This window comes from Kribbella sp. NPDC056861 (assembly GCF_040687575.1).
Lineage (GTDB): Bacteria > Actinomycetota > Actinomycetes > Propionibacteriales > Kribbellaceae > Kribbella.
On sequence record NZ_JBFBNQ010000004.1, the window covers coordinates 966,410 to 991,845 of the forward strand.

The window sequence follows — 25,436 nt, forward strand, 5'->3', positions numbered from 1 at the left end:
TTGCTGCTTTCCTGTCCGCCTGAAGCAGGGAGCCTTTAGCGTGTTCAGCCCTCGCAAGATCGCCGCGGCTGCCGCCGTGGCGCTGGTAGTCCCGTTCCTGACTGCCGTGACCGCTCCGGCGGCCAGTGCCGCCGGTCCCAAGGACCCCGCGGTGCCGTCCATTCCGCAGCGCTACCTCGACCAGCCGATCACCTGGTCGGTATGCTCGTTCGATGCCGCGGTGAAGCGGCTTTACCCGCAGGCACCGACCACCAACTGCGCCAAGGTCAACGTCCCGATGGACTGGGCCCACCCCGACGCGCACCCGGACATCCAGGTCGCGATCGCGTACAGCAAGGCCATCGGCACGTCGAAGGGCCTGATGAGCACCAACCCGGGTGGCCCGGGTGGCGCCGGTCTGTCGCTGTCGGCCTCGCTGGCGACCCGCAAGACCCAGCTCTTCAGTGACTTCGACCTGGTCGGCTTCGACCCGCGCGGATTCGGTGCGAGCACGCCGTTGCAGTGCATCACCACCGCCGAGAAGCTGAACGCGCTGCCGGTGACGCCGGACTACAAGGAGCGCACCAAGCTCACCCACAAGGTCGAGGAGGCTGAGGCGAAGCTGCAGGCCGAAGCCTGTGCGTCCACCGAGTTCGGGCAGTTCGTCAGCAGCCAGCAGACCGTCTACGACATGGACTTCATCCGGGCCCTGTTCAAGGCCCGGCAGCTGAACTTCATCGGTTACTCGTACGGCACCTGGCTGGGCGGCTGGTACGCCGACACCTACCCGTCGAAGGTCGGCCGGTTCGTGCTCGACTCGAACATGGACTGGACCCACACCCAGTGGCAGAACGTGAACTTCGACCCGTTCTCGGGTCAGCGCCGCCGCGACACCCAGCTGTTCCCGTGGATCGCCCGGCATGCCGACCAGATCACCGGACTCGGCAGCACGCCGGCCCAGGTCACGGCGAAGTACAACGGGGTCCGGGCCTCGCTGACCACGCTGGTCAAGGCCGGTGAGAGCGAGGTCCGCGGCGACAACCTGGACGGCTTGATCTACAGCGCGATCTACGGCAACACGCGCTTCATCCGGGCGACGCTCGACGTGCTGGTGCACGACGAGTTCACCAAGGCGCCGTCGGCCTCCGGCACGATCGACCTCGGTCACGTCGACCGCGCCTGGGCCCGGCTCGCGCCGAACCTGCAGGCGTTCGACACCCTGGCCGCGCTCCGCACCCGGTACGGCGTGACGCCGCCCGCAGCGGCGCCGCCGTCCGCGGACGCCGAAGCCGCGACCCAGGTCGACTCGCTGAAGGACGTCATCGCCGACGCCCGCGAGGTGGCCGCCAAGGCGACCTCCGGGGACGAGCCGGTCAACCTCGGCGCGATCGGGACCACCGTGCGCTGCAACGACACGGCCTGGAACAAGGACCCGAAGTTCTACACCAAGGAAGCCGACAAGATGGCGAAGAAGTACGACTTCTTCGGCTACATGAACGGCGTCCCGATGTGCGCGTTCTGGAAGTACGCGCCGCAGGACCGCAAGCTCGACCTCCCGGGGTCGCCGCGGATGCTGATCGTGCAGGGTGAGCTCGACCCGGCGACGGCGTACGAGGGATCGCTGCGGACCCACAACGACACCAAGGCCGCTACTCGGTTCGTAGCGATCGACGACGAGGGTCAGCACGGCCAGTACATCGGCTCGGCGTCGTCGTGCGCCGAGGCGATCGGAGACAAGTTCGTCTTCACCGGCGAACTGCCCGGCAAGGACCAGGTCTGCGGTACGACGCCGCTGCCGGCCGAGCTGTCGGTCTACCCGGTCAAGGGCCCGGTGGACGGCAAGGCCGTGCACCTGCCGAACTCGAAGGCCGGCGCCACCAAGGTGAACCCGCTGCTTCAGCAGGTGCTGGACCAGGTAGCGGCCAGCTCGCTGCGGTAGTACGAAGTACTGGTGACGAAACGCGGGTGGCCGGCGCACTGCCGGCCACCCGCGGTACGTCGGCCCTGGAGTCCTTGACCCGCCCTTGCCCCTATCTTGCGAACCAGTGCGGCTTCGCAGGGAAGCAAGGCGCTCGGTGAAAGGGACTTCATGGTTACTGGGGATGGAATCGGCCGGCTGGCGCGGACGGTGGTCGCGCTCGGCGCCGCCACCGCGCTCACCATCGGCAGCACGGTGAGCGCGAGTGCCGCTCTGCCGAAGGTCACCGGCCCGACGCTGGCAGGGACCGCCAAGCCGACCTCCGCCAAGTACACGGCGCTCAACGGCGGCGTCACCGACGGCACGTACTGGTACGCCGTCGTGTCGGAGCACGCCAAATCCGGCTCCAAGGTCTACGACTCGACCCAGCTGATCAAGACCAAGCTGTACGCCGGCAAGCCGACCAAGATCGCGACTTTCCGGATCCGCTCCGGTCACCACACGAACCTGCTCGGGCACGGCAACGACATCGCCTACAACGCCGACACCAAGCGGCTGCTGATCCCCGCCTGGACCAACGACGACTCGGTCCAGGGCGCCACCCAGGGGCGGGCGGTCCGGATCATCAACCCTGGCACGCTCGCGATCGAGAAGACCGTGCGGCTGCCACACACGACGACCGGGCTGTGCTACGACGCGGTCAACAACCGGTACGCCGGCGGCACGCTGAACCAGTACTACGCCTACGACAGCGGGTTCAAGGAGACCGGCAAGTCGGCGAAGCTGACGATGACCGGCCTCGGCCAGGGCATCGATTGCGACCAGAGCTACGTCTACGTGATCACCAGCCCCAAAGGCGCGCAGAAGACCAACCGCATCTTCGTCTACGACTGGTCCTTCAAGCTGGTGCGCACCTACGAGCACGCCTCCGGCTCCGAGAGCGAACACCTCACCCACCAGCGCGGTACCTACTACCTGGGCTTCAACATCGGCGCGGGCCGGCTCTACCGGCTGGACAACTTCCAGTTCACGGTGACCTACGCCGCCGCGGGCGGTACCGGGTCGATGTCGCCCACGGTGGTGCTCCACGGCCGGTCGACGGCGCTGCGGAAGAACACCTTCAGCCGCTCCGGTTACACCTTCGCGGGCTGGACGGCGAAGCGTTCCTACGACGACAAGACCCGCTACCAGAACCCGAAGGACACCAGCAAGACCGGCTGGTACGCCGCCGGCAAACAGCCGAGCAGCTGGAAGCCGTACCTCTACAAGAACGGCGCCGCAGTACTGCACACCACTCCGCGGGGAGCCGTCGCGCTCACCGCGGTCTGGCGCGCGGCGTAGTACCGGGCGGCTTTCCCCGGACCTCCTCGGTTCGGGGAAAGCCGCGCAGAGTTATCCGTTGCCTTCCGCGTCGATCTCGGCCTTGCGCTTGATCCAGCGCTCGCTGATCCCCTCGACCTCTTCCTGGATGAACTCCAGGAACCCGAGGGTGGCGCGCAGCCGCCGCTGCGACTCGCTGCCCTTCCCCGCGTTCTCCATCATCTGCACGATGATCTCCTCCCACCGCACCAGCTGGTGGTCGCGCCGCATCATGCTCTCGTACCAGAAGTCGTCCTGGACCACGTAGATGTCGCGCCGGCTGCCAGGCTCCCGCTCCCGGCTGGCCAGCCGCAGCTGCAGCAGATACCGCACCGCGCCCGAGATCGCCGCCGGGCTGGCCTGCAGCTGCTCGGACAACTCGGCCGCCGTCATCCGGCCGGTCTCGCTGCCCAGGATGGTGGCGAAGGCGCGCGCCGGCATCCGCATCCAGCCCGAGTCGACGAGCACGTTGGCGAACTGCTCGGCGTACCGCTGGACGGCCTCGTCGTCTCGTCGTCCGGTTGCGCTCACCACGCCATCATCCCCTCGCCTTCCAAAGATTCACAATCTTCTGAATGAAGTGTACGTTATGAAACATGACATCAGCGATCGTGGTCTCCGGACTGCACAAGTCGTACGGGAGTACGCACGCCCTCGACGGACTCGACCTCGAGGTCGCGACCGGTGAGGTGCACGGCTTCCTCGGCCCGAACGGCGCCGGGAAGTCCACCACCATCAGGGTCCTGCTCGGTCTGCTGAAGGGCGACGGCGGCGACGTCTCGCTGCTCGGCGGCGACCCGTGGCACGACGCCGCGGCGCTGCACCGCCGGCTCGCCTACGTCCCCGGTGACGTGAACCTGTGGCCGAACCTGACCGGCGGCGAGGTGATCGATCTGCTCGGCCGGCTCCGCGGCGGGCTGGACCCGAAGAAGCGTCAGGATCTCCTTCAGCGCTTCGATCTGGACCCGACGAAGAAGGGCCGGACCTACTCCAAGGGCAACCGGCAGAAGGTGGCGCTGGTCGCCGCGCTCGCCTCCGACGTCGAGCTGCTGATCCTGGACGAGCCCACCTCCGGTCTGGATCCGCTGATGGAGGAGGTCTTCCGGCAGTGCATCGAGGAGGAGCGGCACCGCGATCGCACGGTGTTGCTGTCCAGCCACATCCTGTCCGAGGTCGAGGCGCTCTGCGACCGGATCAGCATCATCCGGCGCGGCCAGGTGGTCGAGTCCGGCACCCTGGCCGACCTGCGGCACCTCACCCGGACGTCGATCCAGGCCGAGCTGTCCTCGTCGCCCAACGGGCTGGCCGACCTGCCCGGCGTTCACGGACTCGATGTCGAGGGCAACAGAGTTCGCTGCGAGGTCGACACCGCCCAGCTCGACGGCCTGATGAAGCAGCTCGCGGCGAGCGGGATCAAGAGCCTGGTCGCCCAGCCGCCGACGCTGGAGGAGCTCTTCCTGCGGCACTACGAGGACGACACCGTGGCCCCGACCGAACCGGTGGCGGCGACCCGATGACCAACTTCGCCGGTACTACGACCCTGCTGCGGCTCGCGCTCCGGCGGGACCGGGTGATCCTGCCGGTCTGGATCCTGGTCTTCGTCGCGATGGCCGCGGGCTCCGCCAAGGCGTCGATCGACCTCTACCCGGACGTCGCGTCGCGCGTCTCGGCCGCGAACACCACGAACTCGTCAGCGGCCCTGGTCTCCTTGTACGGAAGGATTTTCGACCCCACCTCACTCGGCGAACTGTCGCTGTTCAAGCTGACCTCCTTCGGTGCACTCCTGGTCGGCCTGCTGGCCGCGATGCTGGTCGTCCGGCACACCCGCGCCGAGGAGGAGACCGGCCGATTGGAGCTGCTCAGCGCCGGCGTACTCGGCCGGTACGCCGCACTCACGGCCGGGCTGATCGTGTCGATCGGCACGGTCGTCGTCCTGGGTCTCCTGACTGCGCTCAGCCTGATCGGGAGCGGCCTGCCCGCGGGCGGCTCGTTCGCGTTCGGCCTCACCTGGATCGTCGCCGGCCTCGCCTTCGCAGGCGTAGGCGCGCTGGCCGCCCAGGTGACGGAAGGCGCTCGACCGGCCAACGGCATCACCGCGGTCGTGCTGGGCGTCAGCTACATATTTCGCGCCATAGGTGATTCGGCCGCCGACGGTGGCACGCGCTGGGTCTCGTGGTTCTCCCCGATCGGCTGGGCCCAACAGATCCGCCCGTACGCCGGTGACCGCTGGCTGGTCGCCTTGGCCCCGATCGCGTTCCTGGTACTGCTGGTCGTGGCAGCCTTCGCCCTGCTCCGTCGCCGCGATGTCGGCGCCGGTCTCGTCCGGCCGCGACCGGGCCCGCCGGTAGGCGCGCCTTCGCTGCGATCCCCGCTCGCACTCGCCTGGCGGCTGCACCGCGGTTCCCTTTACGCGTGGGGATTCGGCTTCCTGCTGCTCGGCTTCGTGGTGGGCAACATCGCGTCGAACGTCGACGGTTTCGTCGCCAGCGAGGGCGCGAAGGAGATGGTGCAGAAGCTTGGCGGAGTCAACGGCATCACCGACGCCTTCCTCTCCACCGAGATCGGCGTCCTCGGCCTGCTCGCCTCCGCCTTTGGGATCCAGGCAGCACTCCGGCTCCGCTCCGAAGAAACCGCCCTGCGCGCCGAACCCCTGCTGGCAGCCGGCGTCACGCGGTACAGCTGGCTGGCAAGTCACGTGCTGATGGCGCTGCTCGGTACCGGCGTACTGATCCTGCTCGCCGGCCTCGGCTCAGGAATCTCGAGCGGCGCGTCGCTCGGCAACATGGGCCGCCAGTTACCGCGCATGCTGGCCGCCGCAGCTGTCCAGCTCCCCGCGATCTGGATCGTCACCGCGCTAGCCGTCCTCCTCTTCGGCCTGCTCCCCAAACTGACCACCGCGGCCTGGGTGCTCTTCGGCGCCTTCCTGCTGCTCGGCCAGTTCGGCCCACTCTTCGACCTACCTCAAGGCCTGATGGATGTCTCGCCCTACGCCCACACCCCCCGCCTCCCCGGCGGCGACTTCTCCGCCACCCCGGTGATCGTCCTGGCCGCCATCGCCGCGATCCTGCTGGCAGTCGGCGCAACCTCCTTCCGCCGCCGCGACATCGGCTGAGCAACGGTGCCGGTCCGATGGGGCCGGCACCACCCGGCTGGAGGCTGGGGGCGCGGTGTCTACGATCACTAGGTGGAACTGCGCCTGAGTGAGCGGTCTGAGTCGTTTGCGGATTTCTGGACCGAGCGGCACCTGTGCGTGCTCAGCACAGTGCGGCCGGACGGGACCGTGCATGCGACGCCGGTGGGCGTGACGGTCGACCTGAAGACAGGCATCGCGCGGGTGATCTGCTCCGGCACTTCGCAGAAGGCCCGCTTGATCCGCGCCGCAGGCATCGGCGGTGCGGCTGTGGCGGTGAGCCAGGTCGACGGTCGCCGATGGTCGACGCTGGAGGGGCGTGCGGTGGTCAGCGACGACCCCGAGCGCGTCGCCGACGCAGTACGCCGGTACGCCGAGCGCTACCGCGAGCCGCGGGTGAATCCCCAGCGCGTGGTGGTGGAGATCACCGTCACCAGGGTGCTCGGCAATGCCTGATCCGCTCACGGTCATCGGCCTGGGTGCCGACGGCTGGCAGGGGCTGTCTCCGCAGGCGCAACACCTGATCGCGAACGCCGAAGTACTGATGGGCAGCACGCGGCAACTGGCCTTGGTGCCGGATGGGCAGGCTGAGCGGGTTGCCTGGCCGTCTCCTCTCTCCGAGTCGCTGCCGGGGCTCCTGGCGACCCACCGGGAGCGACGGATCTGTGTGCTGGCCAGTGGGGATCCGACGTTCCACGGGATCGGTACGACGCTGACCCGGCTGCTGGGGGCGGAGGCGGTGCGGGTGATCCCGCATCCGTCGAGTGTCTCGCTGGCTTGTGCGCGGTTGGGGTGGGCGCAGGAGCAGGTTCAGGTGGTCAGCTTGGTGGGGCATCCGCTGGAGCTGGTCCAGCCACATGTCCAGCCGGGGCGGCGGCTCGTCGTACTGAGCTGGGGTGCGCACACACCTGCGGAGGTGGCCGCGCTGCTGGTTGCGCGCGGGTATGGCGGGAGTGAGTTCACCGTGCTGGAGCAGTTGGGGTCGGGGGAGGAGCGCGTACGTCGTACCAGGGCTGATGCTTGGGATCACGAGGTCGACGCGCTCAACGTGATCGGAGTCCACTGCGTGCCGGACTCCGGGGCGCCGTTGCTGTCGACCAGCCCGGGCTTGCCTGATTCGGCGTACGAGAATGATGGGCAGTTGACCAAGCGCGAGGTCCGCGCGGTGACGCTGTCGCGGCTCGCGCCGGTGCCCGGTCAGTTGCTGTGGGATGTGGGCGGGGGCGCGGGAAGCATCGCGATCGAGTGGCTGCGGCACCACCCGAGCTGCCGGGCGGTGGCGATCGAGAAGGACCCCGATCGCGCCAAGCGCCTGGATCGCAACGCTGCGACGCTCGGAGTTTCGGTGCGCACGGTGGTCGGCGCGGCTCCCGCTGCGCTTGCCGGGCTGGAGACCCCCGACGCGATCTTCGTCGGCGGCGGCGCGACGGTGCCCGGCGTGATCGAGACCTGCTGGGAGGCGCTGCAGCCCGGTGGTCGGCTCGTCGTCAACGGTGTGACGCTGGAGACCGAGACCCTGATCGCCCGCTGGTACGCCGAACTGGGCGGCGACCTTGTCCGCCTCGCGATCCAGCGAGCCTCCGCGGTCGGCGGGATGACCGGCTGGCGCCCGGCGATGCCGGTGACGATCTGGAGCGTGACCAAGTGACCGTCCACTTCATCGGCGCCGGCCCCGGCGCCGCCGACCTGATCACCGTCCGCGGCCGCGACCTGATCGCCACCTCACCCGTCTGCCTGTACGCCGGTGCGCTGGTACCCGTCGAGTTGCTCGACCACTGCCCGGTCGGCGCCCGCAAGATCGACACCGCCGAACTCAACCTCGACCAGATCCTCGCCGAACTCACCGCCGCCCACGAGTCAGGCGCCGACGTAGCCAGACTCCACTCCGGCGACCCCTCCGTCTTCAGCGCCATGGCCGAGCAGATGCGCCGACTCGACGCCCTGAACATCCCGTACGACGTAACCCCCGGCGTACCGGCGTACGCCGCAGCAGCCGCGTCACTCAGTCGCGAACTGACCGTCCCCGAGGTCGGCCAGACAGTGATCCTGACCCGAATCGGCGGCCGCGCCAGCGCCATGCCGCCCGGCGAAGACCTCGCCACCCTCGGCGCCAGCCGCTCGACCCTCGTCCTGCACCTCGCCGTCCAGCAGATCGACCGCGTCGTCGAGGAGCTGATCCCCAACTACGGCGCCGACTGCCCGGTCGCCGTGGTGGCCCGCGCCTCCCGCGACGACGAGCTGATCCTGCGCGGCACCCTCGCCGACATCGCCGACCAGGTCAGCGCCGCAGGTATCCGCCGTACCGCCGTCATCCTGGTCGGCAAGGTGCTCTCGGCAACGGCCTTCCGAGACAGCCACCTCTACTCCACCACCCGAGACCGTGCCTGAAGTCCGATGAGAATCCTGCTCCTCGGCGGCACGGGGGAGGCGCGGCGGCTGGCCGACAACCTGCTGCCCGATCACGACGTCGTCTCGTCACTAGCTGGCCGGACCACCGACGCCGTGCTCCCCGCAGGCGAGTCGCGGCAGGGCGGTTTCGGCGGTGTACCAGGTCTTACTTCATGGCTCGAACAACATCAGATCCAAGCCGTGGTCGACGCCACCCACCCGTTCGCCGCAACGATGACAGCCCATGCTGTCGCCGCCTGCACTGCTCTCGACCTGCCCTTGCTAGTACTGCGCCGCCCTGGCTGGCAGCAGCAACCCGGCGACGATTGGCACTGGGCATCCGATGCTCCAGCAGCCGCAGCTCTGCTACCCGCTCTGATCGCGCCCGCCACCGCACGCCCGCCCAGCACCCGGCCCTCTCCCGGCGCCCCGCCTCCGCCCGGCACCCCGCCTCCGCCCGGCACCCCGCCTCCGCCCGGCACCCCGTCGCCCCCCGGCCGCGTCTTCCTCACCATCGGCCGCCAAGGCCTCTCCGCCTTCGCCACCACCGGCCTGTGGACCCTCGCCCGCTGCGTCGACCCACCCGACCCCATCCCCACCTGGTGCGAGCTACTCCTCGACCGAGGCCCCTACGACCTCCCCGCGGAACGAGCCCTCCTCCAAACCCACCAGATCGACGTACTGGTCACCAAGAACAGCGGCGGCACCATGACCTCCGCCAAGCTGACAGCAGCCCGCGAGCTAGGCATCCCCGTCATCCTGATCGAGCGACCACCACTCCCGCCCGCCGTCGCCGTGGCGCACACGACAGACGAAGTACAGGCCTGGCTCAACAAGCAAGCACCCGCCCAGCCAACCGGGTGATCAGCCCACCCGACGCCCGCCGGTAGATTGTCGGCCATGGGAATCCAGATCGCACCCAGCATCCTGTCCGCCGATTTCGCCAAGCTGGCCGACGAGGCGGTGGCGGTGTCGAACGCCGACTGGCTGCACGTCGACGTGATGGACAACCACTTCGTCCCGAACCTCACCCTGGGCATGCCCATCGTCGAGTCGCTGGCCAAGGCCGCCGCGCAACCGCTCGACTGCCACCTGATGATCGAGGACCCGGACCGCTGGGCCCCCGGGTACGTCGAGGCGGGCGCGTCCAGCGTGACCTTCCACGCCGAGGCCTGCCGCGCCCCGATCCGGACCGCCCGCGAGATACGCGCCAAGGGCGGCCGCGCCTCGCTCGCCCTCAAGCCGGCCACCCCGATCGAGCCGTATGAGGACATCCTGTCCGAGTTCGACATGATCCTGATCATGACCGTCGAGCCCGGCTTCGGCGGCCAGAAGTTCCTCGACGTCTGCGTCCCCAAGATCCGCCGCACCCGCGACCTGATCGCCAAACACGGCCTCGACCTGTGGATCGAGATCGACGGCGGCATCTCCGCCGACACGATCGAACAGTGCGCCGAAGCCGGCGCTGACGTCTTCGTAGCCGGCTCAGCCGTCTACAACGCCGACGACCCCAACGCGATGGTCGAGAAGCTTCGCTCGCTGGCCACCGCCGCGAGCACCCACTGACCCGATGGTCTCGTCCGGCCGGCGACCTCCACGCTGGGTCGAGTCCATGGGCGGCCCGCTGATCGTCGTCCCGGTCTCCGCGCTCGGCAACTGGAACGGCTGCACCTTGCAGGGCATGATCGCCGGCGAAGGCCTGATCGTCGATGACTACGATCGGGCGTGCGAGCTCGTTGAGCTGGCCGGCGTCATCGACATCGGAGACCAGCAGGGGCTGCTCCTGGGGGACATTTCCTCGCCCAGTTGCTATCTCGCTGAGCACAAGGTGTTCGTTCGATGGGACGGGGCCGACTCCGCGGAGCAGTTGTTCGAGGCAACCGAGAGGCTGCTCGCCGACGAGAACACAGCATGGGACGACTGCGGAGTCTGGGAGACGGACGGCCCTGCGGTGCTGATGGACTCGGCAGAGGCCGGCTCGGACCTCGGAGTGCCGTACCCGGACGGTAGAGGGATACCTGAACAGGCGCCGGTCGACGTGGAGGCGGGCCGGTGGCGGGTGAGTGCTGTTCAGATCGCTGGAGACGTGGATCCCTGGGTTGGGGTGGTGCGGCTCCTACCGGCATGACTGCTCGTCTACGATGCGAAAGTAGCCGAGCCGAGGAGCGCCTTGATGAGTGAGCACAAGCCGGTCGAGAGCTGGCTGACCGATATGGACGGCGTGCTGGTGCACGAGGAGCGCGCGATCCCGGGCGCGAGCGAGTTCATCGGGTCGTTGCAGGCCTCGGGCAAGAAGTTCCTGGTGCTGACCAACAACTCGATCTTCACCCCGCGCGACCTGCGCGCCCGGTTGCTTGCCGGGGGCATCGATGTGCCGGAGCAGGCGATCTGGACCTCGGCGCTGGCGACCGCGCAGTTCCTGGACGACCAGCGACCCGGCGGTACGGCGTACGTGATCGGCGAGGCCGGTCTGACCACCGCGCTGCACGAGGTCGGCTACGTGCTGACCGAGCGCGCGCCGGACTACGTCGTACTGGGGGAGACCCGCACCTACTCGTTCGAGGCGATCACCCGCGCGATCAGGTTGATTGCCGACGGCGCGCGTTTCATTGCCACCAACCCCGACCCGACCGGCCCGTCCACCGAGGGCCCGCTGCCGGCCACCGGATCGGTCGCCGCGCTGATCACCCGCGCCACCGGCGTCGCGCCGTACTTCGTCGGCAAACCGAACCCGCTGATGATGCGCAGCGCCCTGAACCGGATCGAGGCCCACTCCGAGACCTCGGTGATGATCGGCGACCGGATGGACACCGACATCATCAGCGGCCTCGAAGCCGGCCTGCGCAGCATCCTGGTGCTGTCCGGCTCCACCGGCGAACACGAGGTCGAGCGGTTCCCCTACCGCCCCACCCGCATCGTCGAGTCCATCGCCGACGTCGTCCCACTGATCGCCGCGCTGTCCTAGCGCACCCGCGTCAGCGCACCGGTTTCAACGCACGGTCGTCACAGCACCTGGGAGAGGAACTGCTGCAACCGCGGTGACTCCGCCGCGGTGAACAGCTTCTCCGGTACGCCGGCCTCCACCACCACGCCGCGATCCATGAACGCGACCTGGTCGGCCACCTGCCGGGCAAACCCCATCTCATGGGTGACGACGATCATCGTCATGCCCGCCGAGGCGAGGTCGGCCATCAGCCCGAGGACGCCCTTCACCAGTTCGGGGTCGAGCGCCGAGGTCGCCTCGTCGAACAGCATCACCTCGGGCTTCATCGCCAGCGCCCGGGCGATCGCAACCCGTTGCTGCTGGCCACCGGAAAGGTTGCCGGGTCGCGCCGACTCCTTCTCCTTCAGGCCGACCAGCTCGAGCTGCACCCGTGCCGCCTCGACCGCGCCGTCGGTGGTCAGCTTCTTGATCTTGCGCAGCGGCAGGGTGATGTTCTCCAGCACCGTCATGTGCGGGAACAGGTTGAAGTGCTGGAACACCATCCCGATCCGCCGGCGCAGCACGTCCGGGTTGGTCCGCAGCACCGATTCGCCGCCGAGTTTGATGTCGCCCGCCGACGGTTCGAGCAGCCGGTTGGTGGCCCGCAGCAACGTCGACTTGCCGGACCCGGACGGCCCGATCACACAAGCTGTCTTGCCGGCCGGTACTGCGAGGTCGACCCCGCGCAGCACCTTGTTGTTGCCAAAGGCAAGCTCGATACCGGTCAGTTCCAGGCTGGCCGCGGCCTCAACGATGGTCGGCATGAGTGAGCTCCTCGACCTCGAGTTCGGCAGGACGGCCCTCGCGCAGCCGCTTGTCGAAGTAGTTGACCAGGTGCGTCAGTGGCACCGTGATGATCAGGTAGAAGATGCCCGCGAGCAGCAGCGGCGACAAATTGCCGTTGGTCGCCGCGGCGTCCTGCCCGATCCGGAACAGCTCCCGCTGACTGGCGAGCAAGCCCAGGAAGTAGACCAGGCTCGACTCCTTGATCAGGGCAATGAACTGGTTGACCAGGGCCGGCAGCACCCGGCGTACGCCCTGCGGGATGACGACCAGCCACATCCCGGAGGTGTAGCTGAAGCCGAGCGCCCGCGACGCCTCCAGTTGCCCCTTCTCGACGCTCTGGATGCCGGAGCGGAAGATCTCGCCGATGTACGCCGCCGCGATCAGCGACAGGGCAAGGATCCCGAGCGGGTAGGGATTCGGCCCCCACCACTGCCGGGTGATCGGCGACAGTCCCTGGCCGATCAGCAGGATGGTCAGGATCGCGGGCAGGCCGCGGAAGATGTCGGTGTAGATCTTCGCGGGCCACCGCAGCCACCATCTGCGGGACAGCCCCATCACCGCCACGACCATGCCGAGCACAGTGCCCAGCACGACCGAGGCGGCGGCGAAGATGAGGGTGTTGACCAGCCCCACCTTCAGCATCTCCGGCAGGACTGCCTTCATCGACTCCCAGTCGAGGAAGGTGTCGTTCAGGGTGGACCAGATGTCCATCAGCCGGCGGCAGGGGCGCTGCTGCTGGCCTTCGGCGCGGTGAACTTCACGCTGCCACTACCCGGCTTGAAGGTCTCCGGCACCGGACGACCCGGGTAGTACTGCTCGACCAGCTTCGTCCAGGTGCCGTCGGCAATGACCTCGTCGAGAGCCTTGTTGACGGCCTCGCGCAGCTTATCGTTGCTCTTGGCCACGGCGAACGCGGTCGGCGCGGAGCTGAGCTCCTTGGCGGCCAGGATGACCACTCCGCCACCCTGCTCCTTGGCCATCTTCTCGCCGATCTCGGCAGGCGAGATCCAGGCGTCCGCAGTACCGGCCTTGAGTTGGCCGACAGCGGCGTTGTAGTTCGGCACCCGGACCGGGTCGAGGCTCTTCTGGGTGGCGTAGTCGTCCTGGACGGTGCCCTGGACCACGACCACGCGCTTGCCGCCGAGCTGGTCGAACTTGCTGATCCCCGACGTCTTGGTGGTGTTCAGCCCGAGGTAGCCGAAGTCATATCCATTGCTAAAGGCAACCGTCTTCTTGCGGGCCTCGGTGATCGTGATCGACGAGCTGCCGAGGTCGAACTGGCCGCCGTTGACCTGCGACAGCAGCGCGGAGAAGTCGGTGCCGACGAACTCGGGCTTCAGGTTCAGCTTCGCCGCGACCGCGGTGATCAGGTCGTTGTCGAACCCGGTGAACTTGCCGTCCTTGAGGTACACGTTCGGCGGCGCGTCGGTGAGGGTGCCGATCCGCAACGTGCCCGACTGGATCAGCCCCAGATCGGGGCCGGAGGCATCGGTCTTGTCATCACTGCCGCAGGCTGCCAGCGCGACGGCCAGGGTGACGGCCGTACCAAGAGCGGCAAGACGGCGGAAGGCGCTGAAGGCGCGCACGGGTATCTCCTTTGAAAAAAGCGATTCGGGAACAGTGGGGATGGCCCACCGCACGACGCTAACGCCGCCGGCCAGCGACGCATTCCGCCGTGACACCGGATGAGACGGCCCCGGAATGTCTACTCGACGCGTGGTATATAAGGCGCTTCACCGACGACGCTCGTAGTCTGCCGCGGCGTCACCGCTCCGCCCCGCACCGTGATGAGATGTCAGCAAAAATGGGGGCCAACGACAACTAACACCTGATCAGCCGAGTGGGCTGAGAGATAGAGATAGAACTCATCGCGAGTCGGCAGAGGATGCGCGGTGTGTCCGATCGCGCTGATCCGGCATTACGTCTCGTCGCCCAGCACGGCTCGCAACTCCCTGACGAGCAGGTCGATCGCGAGTGCATCTTGCTCTGGCGAGAGCGGACCGAGGTCGCGAGGTGTGCGGGCATCGTGGCCGATTGCTTCGGCGAGGAGTGCCCACGGCCAACCGAGCGATCCTGCGTTGCAGCGCTCCGACACTCGAGATTGCATCCGCTGATCGATGCTCTCTGCCTGGGCCATGTCGAATCCGATCACCAGCGCGATCGCGCGCTCGTATGTCGGTCGCCCGACCCACATTCCGAGCCTGTTCTGCACGACAGAGACAATGAACGGCCAGGTCAGCGGTCGGTTGTGAACCTTTGGTGCGTCTTCCATACTCCGGTTCTACACCGTCCAGCCTGCTCGGACTGCCACGATCCTTGAACCCCGTCGCGCCGTCGAGGAATCAGCGGTGACGTTCGTAGTGGGCGAGCGCGTCGTCGGTTCGGCCCGCGCCGTACGTGAGCAGCAGTTCGGCGAGCGCGGGGGATTGATCGGCGATCAGCTTTGAGGCCTGCAGTATCTCGTCGGCCGAGGCCACGCCGCGGAGCAGGTTCTGGATCTCTCGTACTACGTCGCGCGGGCTCGGGCGTTGTGTGGTGGGTGGTGGCGTCGAGGTGAGGTCAGCGCCGGCCGGCGTGATGCTGGTCGGCCTGGTGAAGGCGCCGGTGCTGCCGCTGATCTCGGTCAGCTCGAGCGCGATCTGCGCCTGCTCGAGCCCTTGCTCGTTGATGCGCGCCACGAGCAGGTCGAGTCGCTGCAGGCGCGAGACCACGGCAGGATTGCCGATCTTCACCCGTTGGCCGCTCATCAGCTGGGACAGCATCGGCGCGGACAGTCCGATCGTCTCCGCCAGCCGGGCCTGGGTCAGGCCGAGCGTGCCGCCGATCCGGCGCATCAGGGTGCCCAGGGGTTCGCCGTACAGCTCCGTCTGCTGCCGTAGGTTGTTCTCGGTCTGCTCCACCTCCTCATCTTCGCAGCTGCGAAGATGGAAATCCAGTCGGCTCAGGCTTGACATTCGCGATAGCAAACTGCAAAGGTTGCGATAGCGAATCCACCTGGAGGAAACAATGATGCGATCGCAGGGACTCCGCCGCCCCGCGGCCCTCGCGCTGCTCGCCGCCGTGCTGCTCACCTGCCTTCCGGCCGGTGCGGCGCAGGCGGACCCCGAGCCGGGCGACAACGGCAAGCTCGTCCTGGTGCTCGACTCGTCGGGCTCGATGAAGGAGCCGGCCGGCGACGGCAAGACGAAGATCGTCGCGGCCCGGACGGCGCTGACCCAGGTGGTCGGCAAGCTCCCTGAGAACGCGCAGGTCGGTCTGCGGGTCTACGGCGCGACCGTCTTCAAGAAGGGCCAACCCGGGGCCTGCACCGACACCCAGCTGACCGTGCCGATCGGCACCGGCAACCGGCCGCAGCTGCTCGGCGCGATCTCGAAGTACAAGCCGTTCGGCGAGACCCCGATTGGCTACTCACTGCAAGAGGCCGCGAAGGATCTCGGCCCGAGCGGCCCGCGCACGATCGTGCTCGTCTCCGACGGGGAGGCGACCTGTGCCCCGGATCCGTGCGTGGTTGCCCAGCAGATCGCCAAGCAGGGCATCGACCTCAAGATCGACGTGGTCGGCTTCCGCGTCAGTGCGGCGGCGCGCAGTCAACTGCAATGCGTCGCCCGGGTGGGCCGCGGCGACTACTACGACGCCGACTCCACCATCGACCTCGAAGCCGGCCTGGATCGCCTCTCCACCAGAGCTTTCCGCCCCTTCCGCATCTCCGGTACGCCGGTGGTCGGCGCGGCACAGCAGGAAGGCGCGCCCGTCCTTGCCCCCGGCCACTACTCGGACTCGTTCACCGGAGCGCCGACGGCCAAGTACTACGTGATCAAGCGGACCATCCCCGGCTCGACGCTGCGTGCAGGCGTCAGCTTCCGTCGCCCGGTCAGTGGCGGCCTGATCGTCCAGGCAGAGGTCAAGCTGAACACCACCGAAGGCAAGAACTGCGGCTGGAGCTATCCGAGCGCATTCGAGGGCGACCAGGGGCTGGCGACCGGTACGGCGTCGAGCTGGTCTGACTGGCAGAAGCCTTGCTCGGAGTCCCCGCAGATGGTGCTCACTGTCTCGCCAGGCAAGGACTCCGGCCCTCTCAAGGGCGCTCCGTACGAGCTGCGGATCAACGAGGAGCCACCGGTCGCGTCGACCACGAACCTGCCGGCCCAGGCAGGCGACCCACAATGGGTCTCCATGCCCGGTACGACGCCGCGCGAGGTCACTCCCGGATCGAGCTTCGCGGACGCGCCGCTGCTGGAAGCCGGCAGTTACAAGACCACGCTGATGCCCGGCGAGCTCCAGCTGTACCGGGTGAAGGCGGACTGGGGACAGCGGCTCCAGGCGCAGGTCACCGTGCCCCAGATGGTCGGTGCGCTCGCCGAGGCCACCAAGGACTTCCATTACCTCGACCTCGCTCTGATCTCGCCCATCGGTGAGGACGTCTACTCGGTCTTCGCCAAGGAGGCGCCCGGTAGCGGCAAGCGCGCTGTGCTGACCAAGAGCGGTCTGGTCCAGGGCATCACGACGAAGGAGATCCGCTATCTCAACCGCGACGGCGCCAACAACCAGGACAAGGGGACGGCGACACCCGGCGAGTACTACGTGGCGGTCTCGCTGAACCGGAAGGACAACGACAAGGCGTTCGCAGTACCGATGACGCTCACCGTGGCCACGCAGGGCACGGCAGGCACCGGCAAACCGGAGTACGTGGACGGCGCCACTCCCGTGATCGGCGAGACGGCGACCCCGACTCCGACGCCGACCTCGACCCCGAGCTCCACTCCGTCGGGCGAGCCGTCCGATGAGAAGACCGAGGCCGGGGGACCGGTGAAGGACAACGGCAGCTCGTCCAACGACAGCGACACCCCCGTCGGTCTGATCGCCGGCCTCGGCGGCGGCGCACTGCTCCTGGTGCTCGTCGGAGCCTGGGCCGCCTTCCGGCTCCGCAACCAGCCGACCCCCGCGGCTGCTCACGCGCAGCAACCACACTCGCAGTACCCGCACAACCAGCAGAACCACTACCCGCCGCAGAACAGCTGGCCAAGCAACCCCGACGGCCCGCAACCTCCCTCGGGTCACTGATCCCACCCGCTGACTCCCTCGACTGATTCCCGCCAGTTGCGTCCGGCTGCGCCACCCGCAGCCGGACGCTTCCTCCGGTACCTTCTTGCGGGTGGAGGCGTTCGCGGGGCGGTACAGGCTGATCGATCTCGTCGGGACCGGCGGGATGGGGTCGGTCTGGCGAGCGTGGGATCTCCGGCGCCACGGGTACGTCGCGGCGAAGGTGCTCGGCCAGCACGACGCGGCGACGCTGCTGAGATTCGTGCGAGAGCAGTCGCTGCGCATTGACCATCCACACGTGGTCGCACCGCATGGCTGGGCCGCAGATGACGACAAGGTCGTCTTCGCCATGGACCTGGTCCGAGGCGGATCGGTCGCCACCTTGCTCGGTGATCACGGCCCATTGCCGGCGTCGTACGTCGCGGTGCTGGTCGATCAGTTGCTGCACGGCCTGTCCGCGGTCCACGCCGCCGGGATCGTGCACCGAGATCTGAAGCCGGCCAATCTCTTGCTCGACGCAACCGGTACGGCGACCCCGCGGCTGCGCCTGTCCGACTTCGGTATCGCCGGCCTCCTCGACGAGCCCCGCATGACCCGCCACAGCACAGTCCTCGGTACTCCCGGCTACATCGCGCCGGAGCAGTTGGCAGGAGCCGATCCCGATCCCCGGCAAGACCTCTACACGGTCGGCGCCGTAGCCGCCGAGCTCCTCACCGGCGACCGCCCGAGTATCTACGGCAGCCTCCCCGCAGGCGAGTCTGACGACGCCCTCTGGGATTTGATCCGCCTACTCACCGAGAAGGACCCGGCGGCCCGCCCCGAGTCCGCGGCCGCTGCTGGCCGGCTGCTCGCCAAGACCGACCTGATTCCGCGTCCTGGCGTGACTCCATGGACCGATCAGTCAGACCCACCCGAAGTCTTCGACCAACTCCCGCCGCTCCCGGCTGGCTGGGAGCCCAATGGTCCTGCTGTGCGCCCCTCGACTGGCCCGGCCGGACCCACGGCGTCCGCCCCGGCTGCGAGTACTTCGACCGGGTCGGCCGGACCGACAGCGTCCGCCCCGGCTGCGAGTACCTCAACTGGCCCGGTCGGACCTACGGCGTCCACACCTGCCGCATCCACGTCGTCCACCCCTGCGGCATCCACGGCTGCCGGTTCTGCAGTTCCACCCTCGACCGGCTCTGCCGCGCGTACTTTGACTGGCTCTGGCGCCGCCGCTGCGTCGCCTGTGGGTCTCGCCGCATCCGCATCGATCACCTCCGCCGCACCGGGCTCGAGTGCAGCCTCCGTTACACCGGGCTCAAGTGCAGCCTCCGTCGCACCCGGCTCCCGCGCAGCCTCCGTCGCACCCGGCTCCCGCGCAGCCTCCGTTGTACCCGGCCTCAGTCCGGCATCCGCTGCACCCGGCTCCAGCGCGGCACCCGCCGGACCTACGTTCGTCGCCGAGCCTGCGCGGGCCCAGCGAGTAGGTCAGCCTCGACGAGGCGGTCTGTTCTGGCTTGCAGTTGCCAGCTTCGGCGGTGCGGCAGCACTCCTCGCAAGCGCGCTCTACCTCCTACTGCGCTGACCGCAACGTACGCATCTTCGACCGAGCCCCGCAGCGATCCATCGAGCACCACCGCCGCCGGTGACTGCGACTGCTGTCCACGAAAAGCAGCGTGCAGGTGGGATCTTCACACTGCCCCCTCGCTCCCTCGCTCCCTCGCTCCCTCGCCCCCTCGCCCCCTCGACGCCGCGTCGACCCAACCCACCCACCCCGCATTGCCCAGCCCAGCGCGCCTGCATCGCGTCGCCTGCACCGCGGCGACCGACGTAGCAATCCGGCTCCGGCACGCAGCGTGGCCGACACCTCTGTGGTCCGAGTGGGCACAACGCTCCAGCCCGAGACGCGTGTACGGGTGGGCCGAGGCACTAGCCCGGGGAATGGCGGATCAGCTAGCAACCCGCGTACCTCGCAAGCGGTTCGGGTGGGCGCAACGCTCCACCCGGGATGTGAGTTCGGGTGGGCTAGGCACCGGCCCGGGGATAGCGGATCAGCTAGCAACTCGCGTACCCCACGAGTGGTTCGGATGGGGCGAGGCACCAGCCCGGGGAACAGCGGATCAGCTGCCAACTCGCGTACCCCGCGTGTGGTTCGGGTGGGCACAACGCTCAAGCCGAGACCTGAGTACGGGTGGGGCGAGGCACCGGCTCGGGGAATGGCGGATCAGCTAGCAACCCGCGTACCCCGCGTGTGGTTCGGGTGGGCACAACGCTCAAGCCGAGACCTGAGTACGGGTGGGGCGACGCACCAGCCCGGGGAACAGCGGATCAGCTACCAACCCGCGCACCCCGCGAGTGGTTCGGGTGGGCACAACGCTCAAGCCGAGACCTGAGCACGGGTGGGGCGACGCACCAGCCCGGGGAACAGCGGATCAGCTACCAACCCGCGCACCCCGCGACCGGTCCGGGCCGGCACAACACCCAAGCCGCAACACCGAGCACGAGTGAGCCAACACCCCGTACCACGATGTGACCCACCCCCTAGCGTGATTTCTCCGCCGTGGCACACTTCAAGTACGAGTGAAACCCACTCGCGTGCTCCGGGGTCGGTGTAATTCCGAGCCGGCGGTTACAGTCCGCGACCCGGTCGAAGCAACATCTCGGCCGGTTGACCTGGTGGAATTCCAGGACCGACGGTGAAAGTCCGGATGGGAGGCGCACGCGATCGGCGTTTGCGCTCCGACGTCCGGACGCGGCTGAAGCGAGCCGTTTTCCGAGCGACGGGTCCGCGCGTGCGCCGGTTGTCATGGCCCCGGTGGTGCGTCCGTGACAACGAGGGACCTGTCAGTGAAGAACGCTTCGCCGATCGACATCGCCTGGATGCGTCGTGCCGTCGAGCTCGCCGCGCGGGGTGTCGGCAGCACCCATCCGAATCCGGTCGTCGGCTGTGTCATCACCGGGCGCGACGGTCATCCGGTCGGTGAGGGATTCCACGCCTACCCGGGTGGTCCGCACGCTGAGGTCGAGGCGCTGCGGATGGCGGGCGACCGGGCTCGCGGCGGTACGGCGTACGTGACGCTGGAGCCGTGCAACCACACCGGCCGGACCGGGCCGTGTGCGGATGCCCTGATCGCGGCCGGCGTCGCGCGGGTCGTGTACGCCGTACCGGATCCGAACAAGCAGGCGGCGGGTGGCGCCGAGAAGCTTGCCGCCAAGGACATCCGGGTTGAGCAAGGGATTCTTCAGGACGAAGCCAAAGCCGTGAATCACGTCTGGCTGCACAGCGTGCGCCAGGGCCGGCCGTTCGTCACCTGGAAGTTCGCCACCACTCTCGACGGCCGCTCGGCGGCGAAGGACCGGTCGAGCAAGTGGATCACCGGGCCGCTCGCCCGCGCTGACGTGCACCGGCTGCGGGCCGAGTGCGACGCGATCGCGGTCGGCACCCAGACCGTGCTCACCGACGACCCCGAGTTGACCGTTCGGGACGAGCAGGACAAGCCCGCTGCCAGGCAGCCGCTGCGGGTCGTCGTCGGCGATCGCGAGATCCCGAAGACGGCCAAGGTGCGCAACGACCGCGCCGAGACGCTGCTGCTCCCGACGCACGACCCCGCCGAGGTACTGCGCCAGCTGGACGACCACCAGAAACGGCACCTCTGGCTCGAGGGCGGCCCGACGCTGGCCGCCGCGTTCCTGCGTGCCGGACTGGTCGACCAGATCATCGCGTACGTCGCGCCGGCGTTCCTCGGTTCGGGCTTCGCCGCGATCGGCGACCTGGGCGCGGAATCTATCGACCACCTCCGACGCTTCAACCTTGCGGACGTCACCCGCCTCGGCGACGACGTCCGGCTCACCCTTACTCCGCTGGGAGGCAAGTAGATGTTCACCGGAATCATCGAGGAGCTCGGCACGGTCGAGTCCCTGGACCTGCTGGACGGCGACGCCGCCCGGCTCACCATTCGCGGCCCGAAGGTGACCGAGGACGCCGGTCACGGCGACTCGATCTCGGTGAACGGCTGTTGCCTCACGGTGATCGAGCACGGCGACGGCACCTTCACCGCGGACGTGATGCGCGAGACCCTGCTGCGGACCAGCCTCGGCGGCGCCGAGAAGGGGTCGAAGGTCAACCTGGAGCGCGCGGTCACCGCGCACGCCCGGCTCGGCGGTCACATCGTCCAGGGGCATGTCGACGGTGTCGGCACGATCGCGAGCCGCGAGCCCGCCGAGCACTGGGAGCTCGTCCGGATCGCCACTGCGCCGGAGATCCTCAAGTACGTCGCGGAGAAGGGTTCGATCGCCGTCGACGGGGTCTCGCTCACGGTCACCGATGTGGACGACTCCACCGGAACCTTCGGGATCAGCCTGATCCCGACCACGCTCGAGCTGACCGTGCTCGGCGGCAACAAGGTCGGCGACACCGTCAACCTCGAGGTCGACGTGATCGCCAAGTACGTCGAGCGTCTGCTCCAGAATGGAGGCACCGAATGAACGTCTTCGACTGGTTGCTGCACTCGCAGGTCACGATCGGCAGCTCGCCGGTGCTGGTCCGCGAGATCGTCGGCAACGTCTTCGGGCTGGGCAGCGCGCTGTTCGGCATGCGCCGGCTGGTGGCGGCCTGGCCGGTCGGCATCATCGGCAACGTCCTGCTGTTCACGGTCTTCGTCGGCGGGTTGTTCGACACCCCGCAGGACAAGGATCTGTGGGGCCAGGCCGGACGCCAGGTCTTCTTCGCGCTGGTCAGCCTCTACGGCTGGTACCGCTGGTACCAGACCCGCCACGCGGGCGCGGCGACCGGAGTACAGCCTCGCTGGGCGACCACCCGGCAGCGGCTCGAGCTGCTCGGTGCGGCCGTCGTCCTGTACGCGATCGCGTACCCGGTGCTGAAGGCGCTCGGATCGTGGGGACCGCAGTGGGACGCGTGGATCCTGACCGGTTCCATCCTGGCGACGTACGGGATGGCGCGCGGGTTCGTCGAGTTCTGGCTGATCTGGATCGCCGTGGACGTGGTCGGCGTACCGCTGCTGGTGCAGGCGAAGTTCTACCCGTCCGCGGCGATGTACGTCGTCTACGGGCTCTTCTGTGTCCTCGGATTCGCGTCGTGGTGGCGGATCCAGAATCGCGAGACGGCTGCGGCCACTCCTGAGCCAGTAACGGTGGGCTGACCGATGGGCGAGGTACTGAAGCTCGACACGATCGAGCATGCGATCGACGAGATCCGGGCGGGGCGGCCGGTGATCGTGGTGGACGACGAGGACCGCGAGAACGAGGGCGACCTGGTCTTCGCGGCCTCCAAGGCGACGCCGGAGCTGCTGGCGTTCCTGATCCGCTACAGCTCCGGGGTGGTCTGCGTCCCGATGGAGGCGGCCGAGCTGGACCGGCTCGGCATTCCGTTGATGACGCCGCACAACCGGGAGCGGCTGCGGACGGCGTACACGATCTCGGTCGATGCCCGCGACAACGTGACGACCGGCATCTCGGCGGCCGACCGGGCCCGGACGATCCGGGTGCTGGCCGACTCCGCGTCGGAGTCGTACGACCTGGTGCAGCCGGGGCACATCTTCCCGCTGCGTGCCAGGGAAGGCGGCGTGCTCGTACGGCCCGGGCACACCGAGGCGTCACTCGACCTGGCCCGGCTCGCGGGGCTGCGGCCGTCCGCGGTGATCGCCGAACTGGTGAACGACGACGGGACCATGAAGCAGGGCGAGGATCTGCGCACCTTCGCCGATGAACACGGCCTGGTTCTCGTCTCGATCGAAGACCTGATCCAGTACCGGCGGCGGACCGAGACCCAGATCAAGCGGGTCGCGACCACGACGCTGCCGACGCAGTACGGCGACTTCATCGCGCACGGCTACCGGAACACGATCGACGGGACCGAGCAACTGGCGCTGGTGCGCGGTGAGCTCGGCGACGGGCCGACGCTCGTCCGGCTGCACTCGGAATGCCTGACGGGCGACGTCTTCGGCTCGCTGCGATGTGACTGTGGCCCGCAGCTCGACGAGGCGATGCGTCAGGTCGCGGCCGAGGGTGGCGTCGTCGTCTACCTGCGTGGGCACGAGGGCCGGGGGATCGGGCTGCTGCACAAGCTGCAGGCGTACGAGTTGCAGGACGCCGGCCGCGACACGGTCGACGCGAACCTGGATCTCGGGCTGCCCGCGGACGCCCGCGACTACGGCACCGGCGCGCAGATCCTGGCCGACCTGGGGATCACCTCGGTGAAGCTGCTGACGAACAACCCGGCCAAGATGTCGGGCGTTCAGCGCTACGGCATCGACGTGGTCGAGCGGCGCGGGATCTCGATCGACCCGACCGAGCACAACCTGCGGTACCTACGGACCAAGCGTGACCGGATGGGTCACCACCTGCCGGACGGTCAGGACGAGCACCTGCCGACCGGCACTGACGAGAACGGAGCCCTCTGATGTCGGGGAGCGGAGCACCCACCATCGAAATCCCGCAGGCTGAGGGAGTCCGGGTCGCGGTCATCGCGGCGCAGTGGCACCCGAAGGTGACCGATTCGCTGGTCGCCGGCGCCGAGCGGGCGCTGGCCGACTCCGGTGTCACCGACTACAAGGTGATTCGCGTTCCCGGCTCGTTCGAGTTGCCGGTCGCGGCGTTGCACGCGGCCAAGGGCGGGTACGACGCGGTTGTTGCCCTGGGCGTCGTTATTCGTGGCGACACTCCGCACTTCGAGTACGTGTGCCAGGCGGCGACCGACGGGCTGATGCGGGTGTCGGTCGACACCGGCGTACCGGTTGGGTTCGGTCTGCTCACCTGCGACAACGATCCGCAGGCATTGGACCGGGCCGGGCTGCCGGACAGTCGCGAGGACAAGGGCTACGAGTCCACCCAAGCAGCCCTTGCCACATTGGTCGCGACCCGCGCTCTTTAGCCGTTGCTGGTCCTGGTGTGGCGCATCTTCCAGTTGCTGTGCCAGGACCGGCCGTTGTCGGTGGAGAAGAGTTGCTCCCAGGAGGCCTGCTGAGCGCCGGGCGTCCAGACGAAGCGGACGTCGATGGGCTGCCCCTCCCAGACGTCCGGGCCCTCGAAGATGCCTTGACCGTCGTCGGCGAAGGAACCGATCACCGGTGACTCCAGCTGGCCGCGCAGGCTGTTGATCCAGTGGATCGACCAGGTCTTGGACTTGGGGTTGAACAGCCGGAACGTCGCACCCCGGAAGCCCTCGGTCGGGAACCAGCCCTCGTCGAAGCTGATCGCGCCGTCGAAGTACGTGGTCACCTTCATCTTCGACGGCACCTCGTACCACTCGGCCGGCTCGCCCAGCGCCGGCCGGCGACGCTCGTTCAGCATGTCCCATTCGCCGACCAGGAAGTCGAAGTCGCTGGTCAGCTTGGGAGTGTCGACCCGCGGCGGCGCGGTGTCGCGACGGGTGAAGTCCATCTGCCAGTTGACCTCCCACGTCTCGCCGCCGTCGTCGGAGAAGGACTGCTCCCAGTGCGCCGTCGTCTCGGTGACGTCGGACCAGGCGTAGCTGACCAGGATCGGCTTGCCGTCCAGCTCCTCCTCGCCGGTCAGCCAGCACGACGTGCCGTCCTCGGACCAGCGGCCGCGCACCGGCGGCTGCAGCTCCATCGTCGTGCTGCTGACCCAGTAGATGGTCCATTCCTTGGTGGAAGGGTCAAACAACCGCAGCGACAGCCCGTACGACGCCTTGGCCGGGAACTGCATCTCGTCGATGCTGATCGCGCCGTCGAAGAAGGTCTGCGCGCTGCAGGTCCCGGCGTACTCCTGCCAGTCGTCACTGCCGACGAAGACCTTGTTCAGCGTCCGGTGCCGGACGTCGAAGTGCCCGTTGAGGAAGTCGAAGTCGGCGGTTTCCTTGGTGAATGTGCTCATGGAACGAGCCTGCCGCC

General features: G+C 68.3%; 26 protein-coding genes and 1 riboswitch. Of the genes, 18 read left to right on the forward strand and 8 right to left on the reverse strand.

Going from position 1 to position 25,436, the window contains the following annotated elements; translation table 11 throughout:
- Window positions 1-40 precede the first annotated feature (40 nt).
- Window positions 41-1,918: an alpha/beta fold hydrolase gene (locus AB0P21_RS24115; protein WP_363699397.1), complete on the forward strand. Its 1,878-nt coding sequence runs from the start codon at window positions 41-43 to the stop codon at window positions 1,916-1,918.
- A 150-nt stretch (window positions 1,919-2,068) separates the two neighbouring features.
- Window positions 2,069-3,238, forward strand: coding sequence for an InlB B-repeat-containing protein (locus AB0P21_RS24120; RefSeq protein WP_363699398.1), 1,170 nt, complete (start codon window positions 2,069-2,071; stop codon window positions 3,236-3,238).
- A 51-nt stretch (window positions 3,239-3,289) separates the two neighbouring features.
- Here AB0P21_RS24120 and AB0P21_RS24125 read toward each other — a convergent pair whose 3' ends face one another.
- The gene (locus tag AB0P21_RS24125; RefSeq protein WP_363699399.1) at window positions 3,290-3,787 is read right to left on the reverse strand and encodes a MarR family transcriptional regulator; all 498 of its coding nucleotides are present in this window, start codon (window positions 3,785-3,787) and stop codon (window positions 3,290-3,292) included.
- Window positions 3,788-3,852: 65 nt separating this feature from the next.
- Between AB0P21_RS24125 and AB0P21_RS24130 the strand changes: the two genes are divergently transcribed.
- From AB0P21_RS24130 to AB0P21_RS24170, 9 genes are all read left to right on the forward strand, one after another.
- Window positions 3,853-4,773 carry an ABC transporter ATP-binding protein gene (locus AB0P21_RS24130; protein WP_363699400.1) on the forward strand — a complete coding sequence of 307 codons (921 nt, stop codon included), beginning with the start codon at window positions 3,853-3,855 and terminating at the stop codon, window positions 4,771-4,773.
- Window positions 4,770-6,368 (forward strand): ABC transporter permease, encoded by a 1,599-nt coding sequence (locus AB0P21_RS24135; RefSeq protein ID WP_363699401.1) that lies wholly within the window; start codon window positions 4,770-4,772, stop codon window positions 6,366-6,368. Before AB0P21_RS24130 ends, AB0P21_RS24135 begins: the two co-directional genes overlap by 4 nt.
- Window positions 6,369-6,440: 72 nt before the next feature.
- Window positions 6,441-6,842: a TIGR03618 family F420-dependent PPOX class oxidoreductase gene (locus tag AB0P21_RS24140; protein WP_363699402.1), complete on the forward strand. Its 402-nt coding sequence runs from the start codon at window positions 6,441-6,443 to the stop codon at window positions 6,840-6,842.
- Window positions 6,835-8,034 (forward strand): precorrin-6y C5,15-methyltransferase (decarboxylating) subunit CbiE, encoded by a 1,200-nt coding sequence (gene cbiE / locus AB0P21_RS24145; RefSeq protein WP_363699403.1) that lies wholly within the window; start codon window positions 6,835-6,837, stop codon window positions 8,032-8,034. Before AB0P21_RS24140 ends, cbiE begins: the two co-directional genes overlap by 8 nt.
- On the forward strand, window positions 8,031-8,774 hold the full coding sequence (gene cobM, locus AB0P21_RS24150) for a precorrin-4 C(11)-methyltransferase (RefSeq protein WP_363699404.1): 744 nt from the start codon (window positions 8,031-8,033) through the stop codon (window positions 8,772-8,774). The genes cbiE and cobM overlap by 4 nt, the downstream gene beginning before the upstream one ends.
- A gap of 6 nt (window positions 8,775-8,780) precedes the next feature.
- Window positions 8,781-9,638, forward strand: a complete 858-nt coding sequence (locus AB0P21_RS24155) for a cobalt-precorrin-6A reductase (RefSeq protein WP_363699405.1) — start codon at window positions 8,781-8,783, stop codon at window positions 9,636-9,638.
- Window positions 9,639-9,674: 36 nt separating this feature from the next.
- Window positions 9,675-10,340, forward strand: a complete 666-nt coding sequence (gene rpe, locus AB0P21_RS24160; RefSeq protein WP_363699406.1) for a ribulose-phosphate 3-epimerase — start codon at window positions 9,675-9,677, stop codon at window positions 10,338-10,340.
- Between the two features lie 4 nt (window positions 10,341-10,344).
- Complete coding sequence (locus AB0P21_RS24165) at window positions 10,345-10,902, forward strand: Imm21 family immunity protein (RefSeq protein WP_363699407.1); 558 nt, start codon at window positions 10,345-10,347, stop codon at window positions 10,900-10,902.
- 45 nt (window positions 10,903-10,947) lie between these two features.
- Entirely contained in the window at window positions 10,948-11,739 is a 792-nt protein-coding gene (locus AB0P21_RS24170; protein ID WP_363699408.1) for an HAD-IIA family hydrolase, read from the forward strand.
- 38 nt (window positions 11,740-11,777) lie between these two features.
- Here the strand turns inward: AB0P21_RS24170 and AB0P21_RS24175 are convergent, their stop codons facing one another.
- The 5 genes from AB0P21_RS24175 to AB0P21_RS24195 form a co-directional block, all read right to left on the reverse strand.
- The gene (locus AB0P21_RS24175) at window positions 11,778-12,521 is read right to left on the reverse strand and encodes an amino acid ABC transporter ATP-binding protein (protein WP_363699409.1); all 744 of its coding nucleotides are present in this window, start codon (window positions 12,519-12,521) and stop codon (window positions 11,778-11,780) included.
- Entirely contained in the window at window positions 12,505-13,254 is a 750-nt protein-coding gene (locus AB0P21_RS24180; RefSeq protein WP_363699410.1) for an amino acid ABC transporter permease, read from the reverse strand. The genes AB0P21_RS24175 and AB0P21_RS24180 overlap by 17 nt, the downstream gene beginning before the upstream one ends.
- On the reverse strand, window positions 13,254-14,129 hold the full coding sequence (locus AB0P21_RS24185; RefSeq protein WP_363699411.1) for an ABC transporter substrate-binding protein: 876 nt from the start codon (window positions 14,127-14,129) through the stop codon (window positions 13,254-13,256). The genes AB0P21_RS24180 and AB0P21_RS24185 overlap by 1 nt, the downstream gene beginning before the upstream one ends.
- 332 nt (window positions 14,130-14,461) lie before the next feature.
- Window positions 14,462-14,815: a hypothetical protein gene (locus AB0P21_RS24190; protein ID WP_363699412.1), complete on the reverse strand. Its 354-nt coding sequence runs from the start codon at window positions 14,813-14,815 to the stop codon at window positions 14,462-14,464.
- A gap of 70 nt (window positions 14,816-14,885) precedes the next feature.
- On the reverse strand, window positions 14,886-15,443 hold the full coding sequence (locus AB0P21_RS24195) for a DNA-binding protein (RefSeq protein ID WP_363699413.1): 558 nt from the start codon (window positions 15,441-15,443) through the stop codon (window positions 14,886-14,888).
- Window positions 15,444-15,549: 106 nt separating this feature from the next.
- Between AB0P21_RS24195 and AB0P21_RS24200 the strand changes: the two genes are divergently transcribed.
- A complete protein-coding gene (locus AB0P21_RS24200; protein WP_363699414.1) occupies window positions 15,550-17,604 on the forward strand; it encodes a VWA domain-containing protein in 2,055 nt (684 codons plus the stop codon).
- A gap of 91 nt (window positions 17,605-17,695) precedes the next feature.
- Complete coding sequence (locus AB0P21_RS24205; protein WP_363699415.1) at window positions 17,696-19,150, forward strand: protein kinase; 1,455 nt, start codon at window positions 17,696-17,698, stop codon at window positions 19,148-19,150.
- On the opposite strand, the gene AB0P21_RS24210 is transcribed toward AB0P21_RS24205, so the two are convergent.
- A complete protein-coding gene (locus AB0P21_RS24210; protein ID WP_363699486.1) occupies window positions 19,139-19,345 on the reverse strand; it encodes a CGNR zinc finger domain-containing protein in 207 nt (68 codons plus the stop codon). The two genes, AB0P21_RS24205 and AB0P21_RS24210, sit on opposite strands and share 12 nt — an antisense overlap.
- Window positions 19,346-20,156: 811 nt before the next feature.
- Window positions 20,157-20,290: riboswitch (FMN riboswitch) on the forward strand.
- Window positions 20,291-20,412: 122 nt separating this feature from the next.
- Between AB0P21_RS24210 and ribD the strand changes: the two genes are divergently transcribed.
- Genes ribD through ribH form a run of 5 tightly spaced genes read left to right on the forward strand, consistent with a single transcriptional unit; the run spans window position 20,413 to window position 24,454 of the window.
- A complete protein-coding gene (gene ribD / locus AB0P21_RS24215; RefSeq protein WP_363699416.1) occupies window positions 20,413-21,441 on the forward strand; it encodes a bifunctional diaminohydroxyphosphoribosylaminopyrimidine deaminase/5-amino-6-(5-phosphoribosylamino)uracil reductase RibD in 1,029 nt (342 codons plus the stop codon).
- Entirely contained in the window at window positions 21,442-22,050 is a 609-nt protein-coding gene (locus tag AB0P21_RS24220) for a riboflavin synthase (protein WP_363699417.1), read from the forward strand. It abuts the gene before it with no gap.
- Window positions 22,047-22,724, forward strand: coding sequence for a nicotinamide riboside transporter PnuC (gene pnuC / locus AB0P21_RS24225; protein WP_363699418.1), 678 nt, complete (start codon window positions 22,047-22,049; stop codon window positions 22,722-22,724). Before AB0P21_RS24220 ends, pnuC begins: the two co-directional genes overlap by 4 nt.
- A gap of 3 nt (window positions 22,725-22,727) precedes the next feature.
- Window positions 22,728-23,984 (forward strand): bifunctional 3,4-dihydroxy-2-butanone-4-phosphate synthase/GTP cyclohydrolase II, encoded by a 1,257-nt coding sequence (locus AB0P21_RS24230; RefSeq protein ID WP_363699419.1) that lies wholly within the window; start codon window positions 22,728-22,730, stop codon window positions 23,982-23,984.
- Window positions 23,984-24,454 (forward strand): 6,7-dimethyl-8-ribityllumazine synthase, encoded by a 471-nt coding sequence (ribH, locus tag AB0P21_RS24235; RefSeq protein ID WP_363699420.1) that lies wholly within the window; start codon window positions 23,984-23,986, stop codon window positions 24,452-24,454. The genes AB0P21_RS24230 and ribH overlap by 1 nt, the downstream gene beginning before the upstream one ends.
- Here the strand turns inward: ribH and AB0P21_RS24240 are convergent.
- The gene (locus AB0P21_RS24240) at window positions 24,451-25,419 is read right to left on the reverse strand and encodes a hypothetical protein (RefSeq protein ID WP_363699421.1); all 969 of its coding nucleotides are present in this window, start codon (window positions 25,417-25,419) and stop codon (window positions 24,451-24,453) included. The genes ribH and AB0P21_RS24240 overlap by 4 nt on opposite strands.
- Between the last annotated feature and the right edge of the window lie 17 nt (window positions 25,420-25,436).

Coding starts and splice junctions, on each gene's coding strand:
- AB0P21_RS24120 (WP_363699398.1), top strand. CDS start 2,069: ATGGTTACTGGGGATGGAATCGGCCGGCTGGCGCGGACGGTGGTCGCG.
- AB0P21_RS24130 (WP_363699400.1), top strand. CDS start 3,853: ATGACATCAGCGATCGTGGTCTCCGGACTGCACAAGTCGTACGGGAGT.
- AB0P21_RS24135 (WP_363699401.1), top strand. CDS start 4,770: ATGACCAACTTCGCCGGTACTACGACCCTGCTGCGGCTCGCGCTCCGG.
- cbiE (WP_363699403.1), top strand. CDS start 6,835: ATGCCTGATCCGCTCACGGTCATCGGCCTGGGTGCCGACGGCTGGCAG.
- AB0P21_RS24155 (WP_363699405.1), top strand. CDS start 8,781: ATGAGAATCCTGCTCCTCGGCGGCACGGGGGAGGCGCGGCGGCTGGCC.
- rpe (WP_363699406.1), top strand. CDS start 9,675: ATGGGAATCCAGATCGCACCCAGCATCCTGTCCGCCGATTTCGCCAAG.
- AB0P21_RS24165 (WP_363699407.1), top strand. CDS start 10,345: ATGGTCTCGTCCGGCCGGCGACCTCCACGCTGGGTCGAGTCCATGGGC.
- AB0P21_RS24170 (WP_363699408.1), top strand. CDS start 10,948: ATGAGTGAGCACAAGCCGGTCGAGAGCTGGCTGACCGATATGGACGGC.
- AB0P21_RS24175 (WP_363699409.1), bottom strand. CDS start 12,521: ATGCCGACCATCGTTGAGGCCGCGGCCAGCCTGGAACTGACCGGTATC.
- AB0P21_RS24180 (WP_363699410.1), bottom strand. CDS start 13,254: ATGGACATCTGGTCCACCCTGAACGACACCTTCCTCGACTGGGAGTCG.
- AB0P21_RS24190 (WP_363699412.1), bottom strand. CDS start 14,815: ATGGAAGACGCACCAAAGGTTCACAACCGACCGCTGACCTGGCCGTTC.
- AB0P21_RS24200 (WP_363699414.1), top strand. CDS start 15,550: ATGATGCGATCGCAGGGACTCCGCCGCCCCGCGGCCCTCGCGCTGCTC.
- AB0P21_RS24210 (WP_363699486.1), bottom strand. CDS start 19,345: ATGCGGGGTGGGTGGGTTGGGTCGACGCGGCGTCGAGGGGGCGAGGGG.
- AB0P21_RS24220 (WP_363699417.1), top strand. CDS start 21,442: ATGTTCACCGGAATCATCGAGGAGCTCGGCACGGTCGAGTCCCTGGAC.
- pnuC (WP_363699418.1), top strand. CDS start 22,047: ATGAACGTCTTCGACTGGTTGCTGCACTCGCAGGTCACGATCGGCAGC.
- AB0P21_RS24230 (WP_363699419.1), top strand. CDS start 22,728: ATGGGCGAGGTACTGAAGCTCGACACGATCGAGCATGCGATCGACGAG.
- ribH (WP_363699420.1), top strand. CDS start 23,984: ATGTCGGGGAGCGGAGCACCCACCATCGAAATCCCGCAGGCTGAGGGA.
- AB0P21_RS24240 (WP_363699421.1), bottom strand. CDS start 25,419: ATGAGCACATTCACCAAGGAAACCGCCGACTTCGACTTCCTCAACGGG.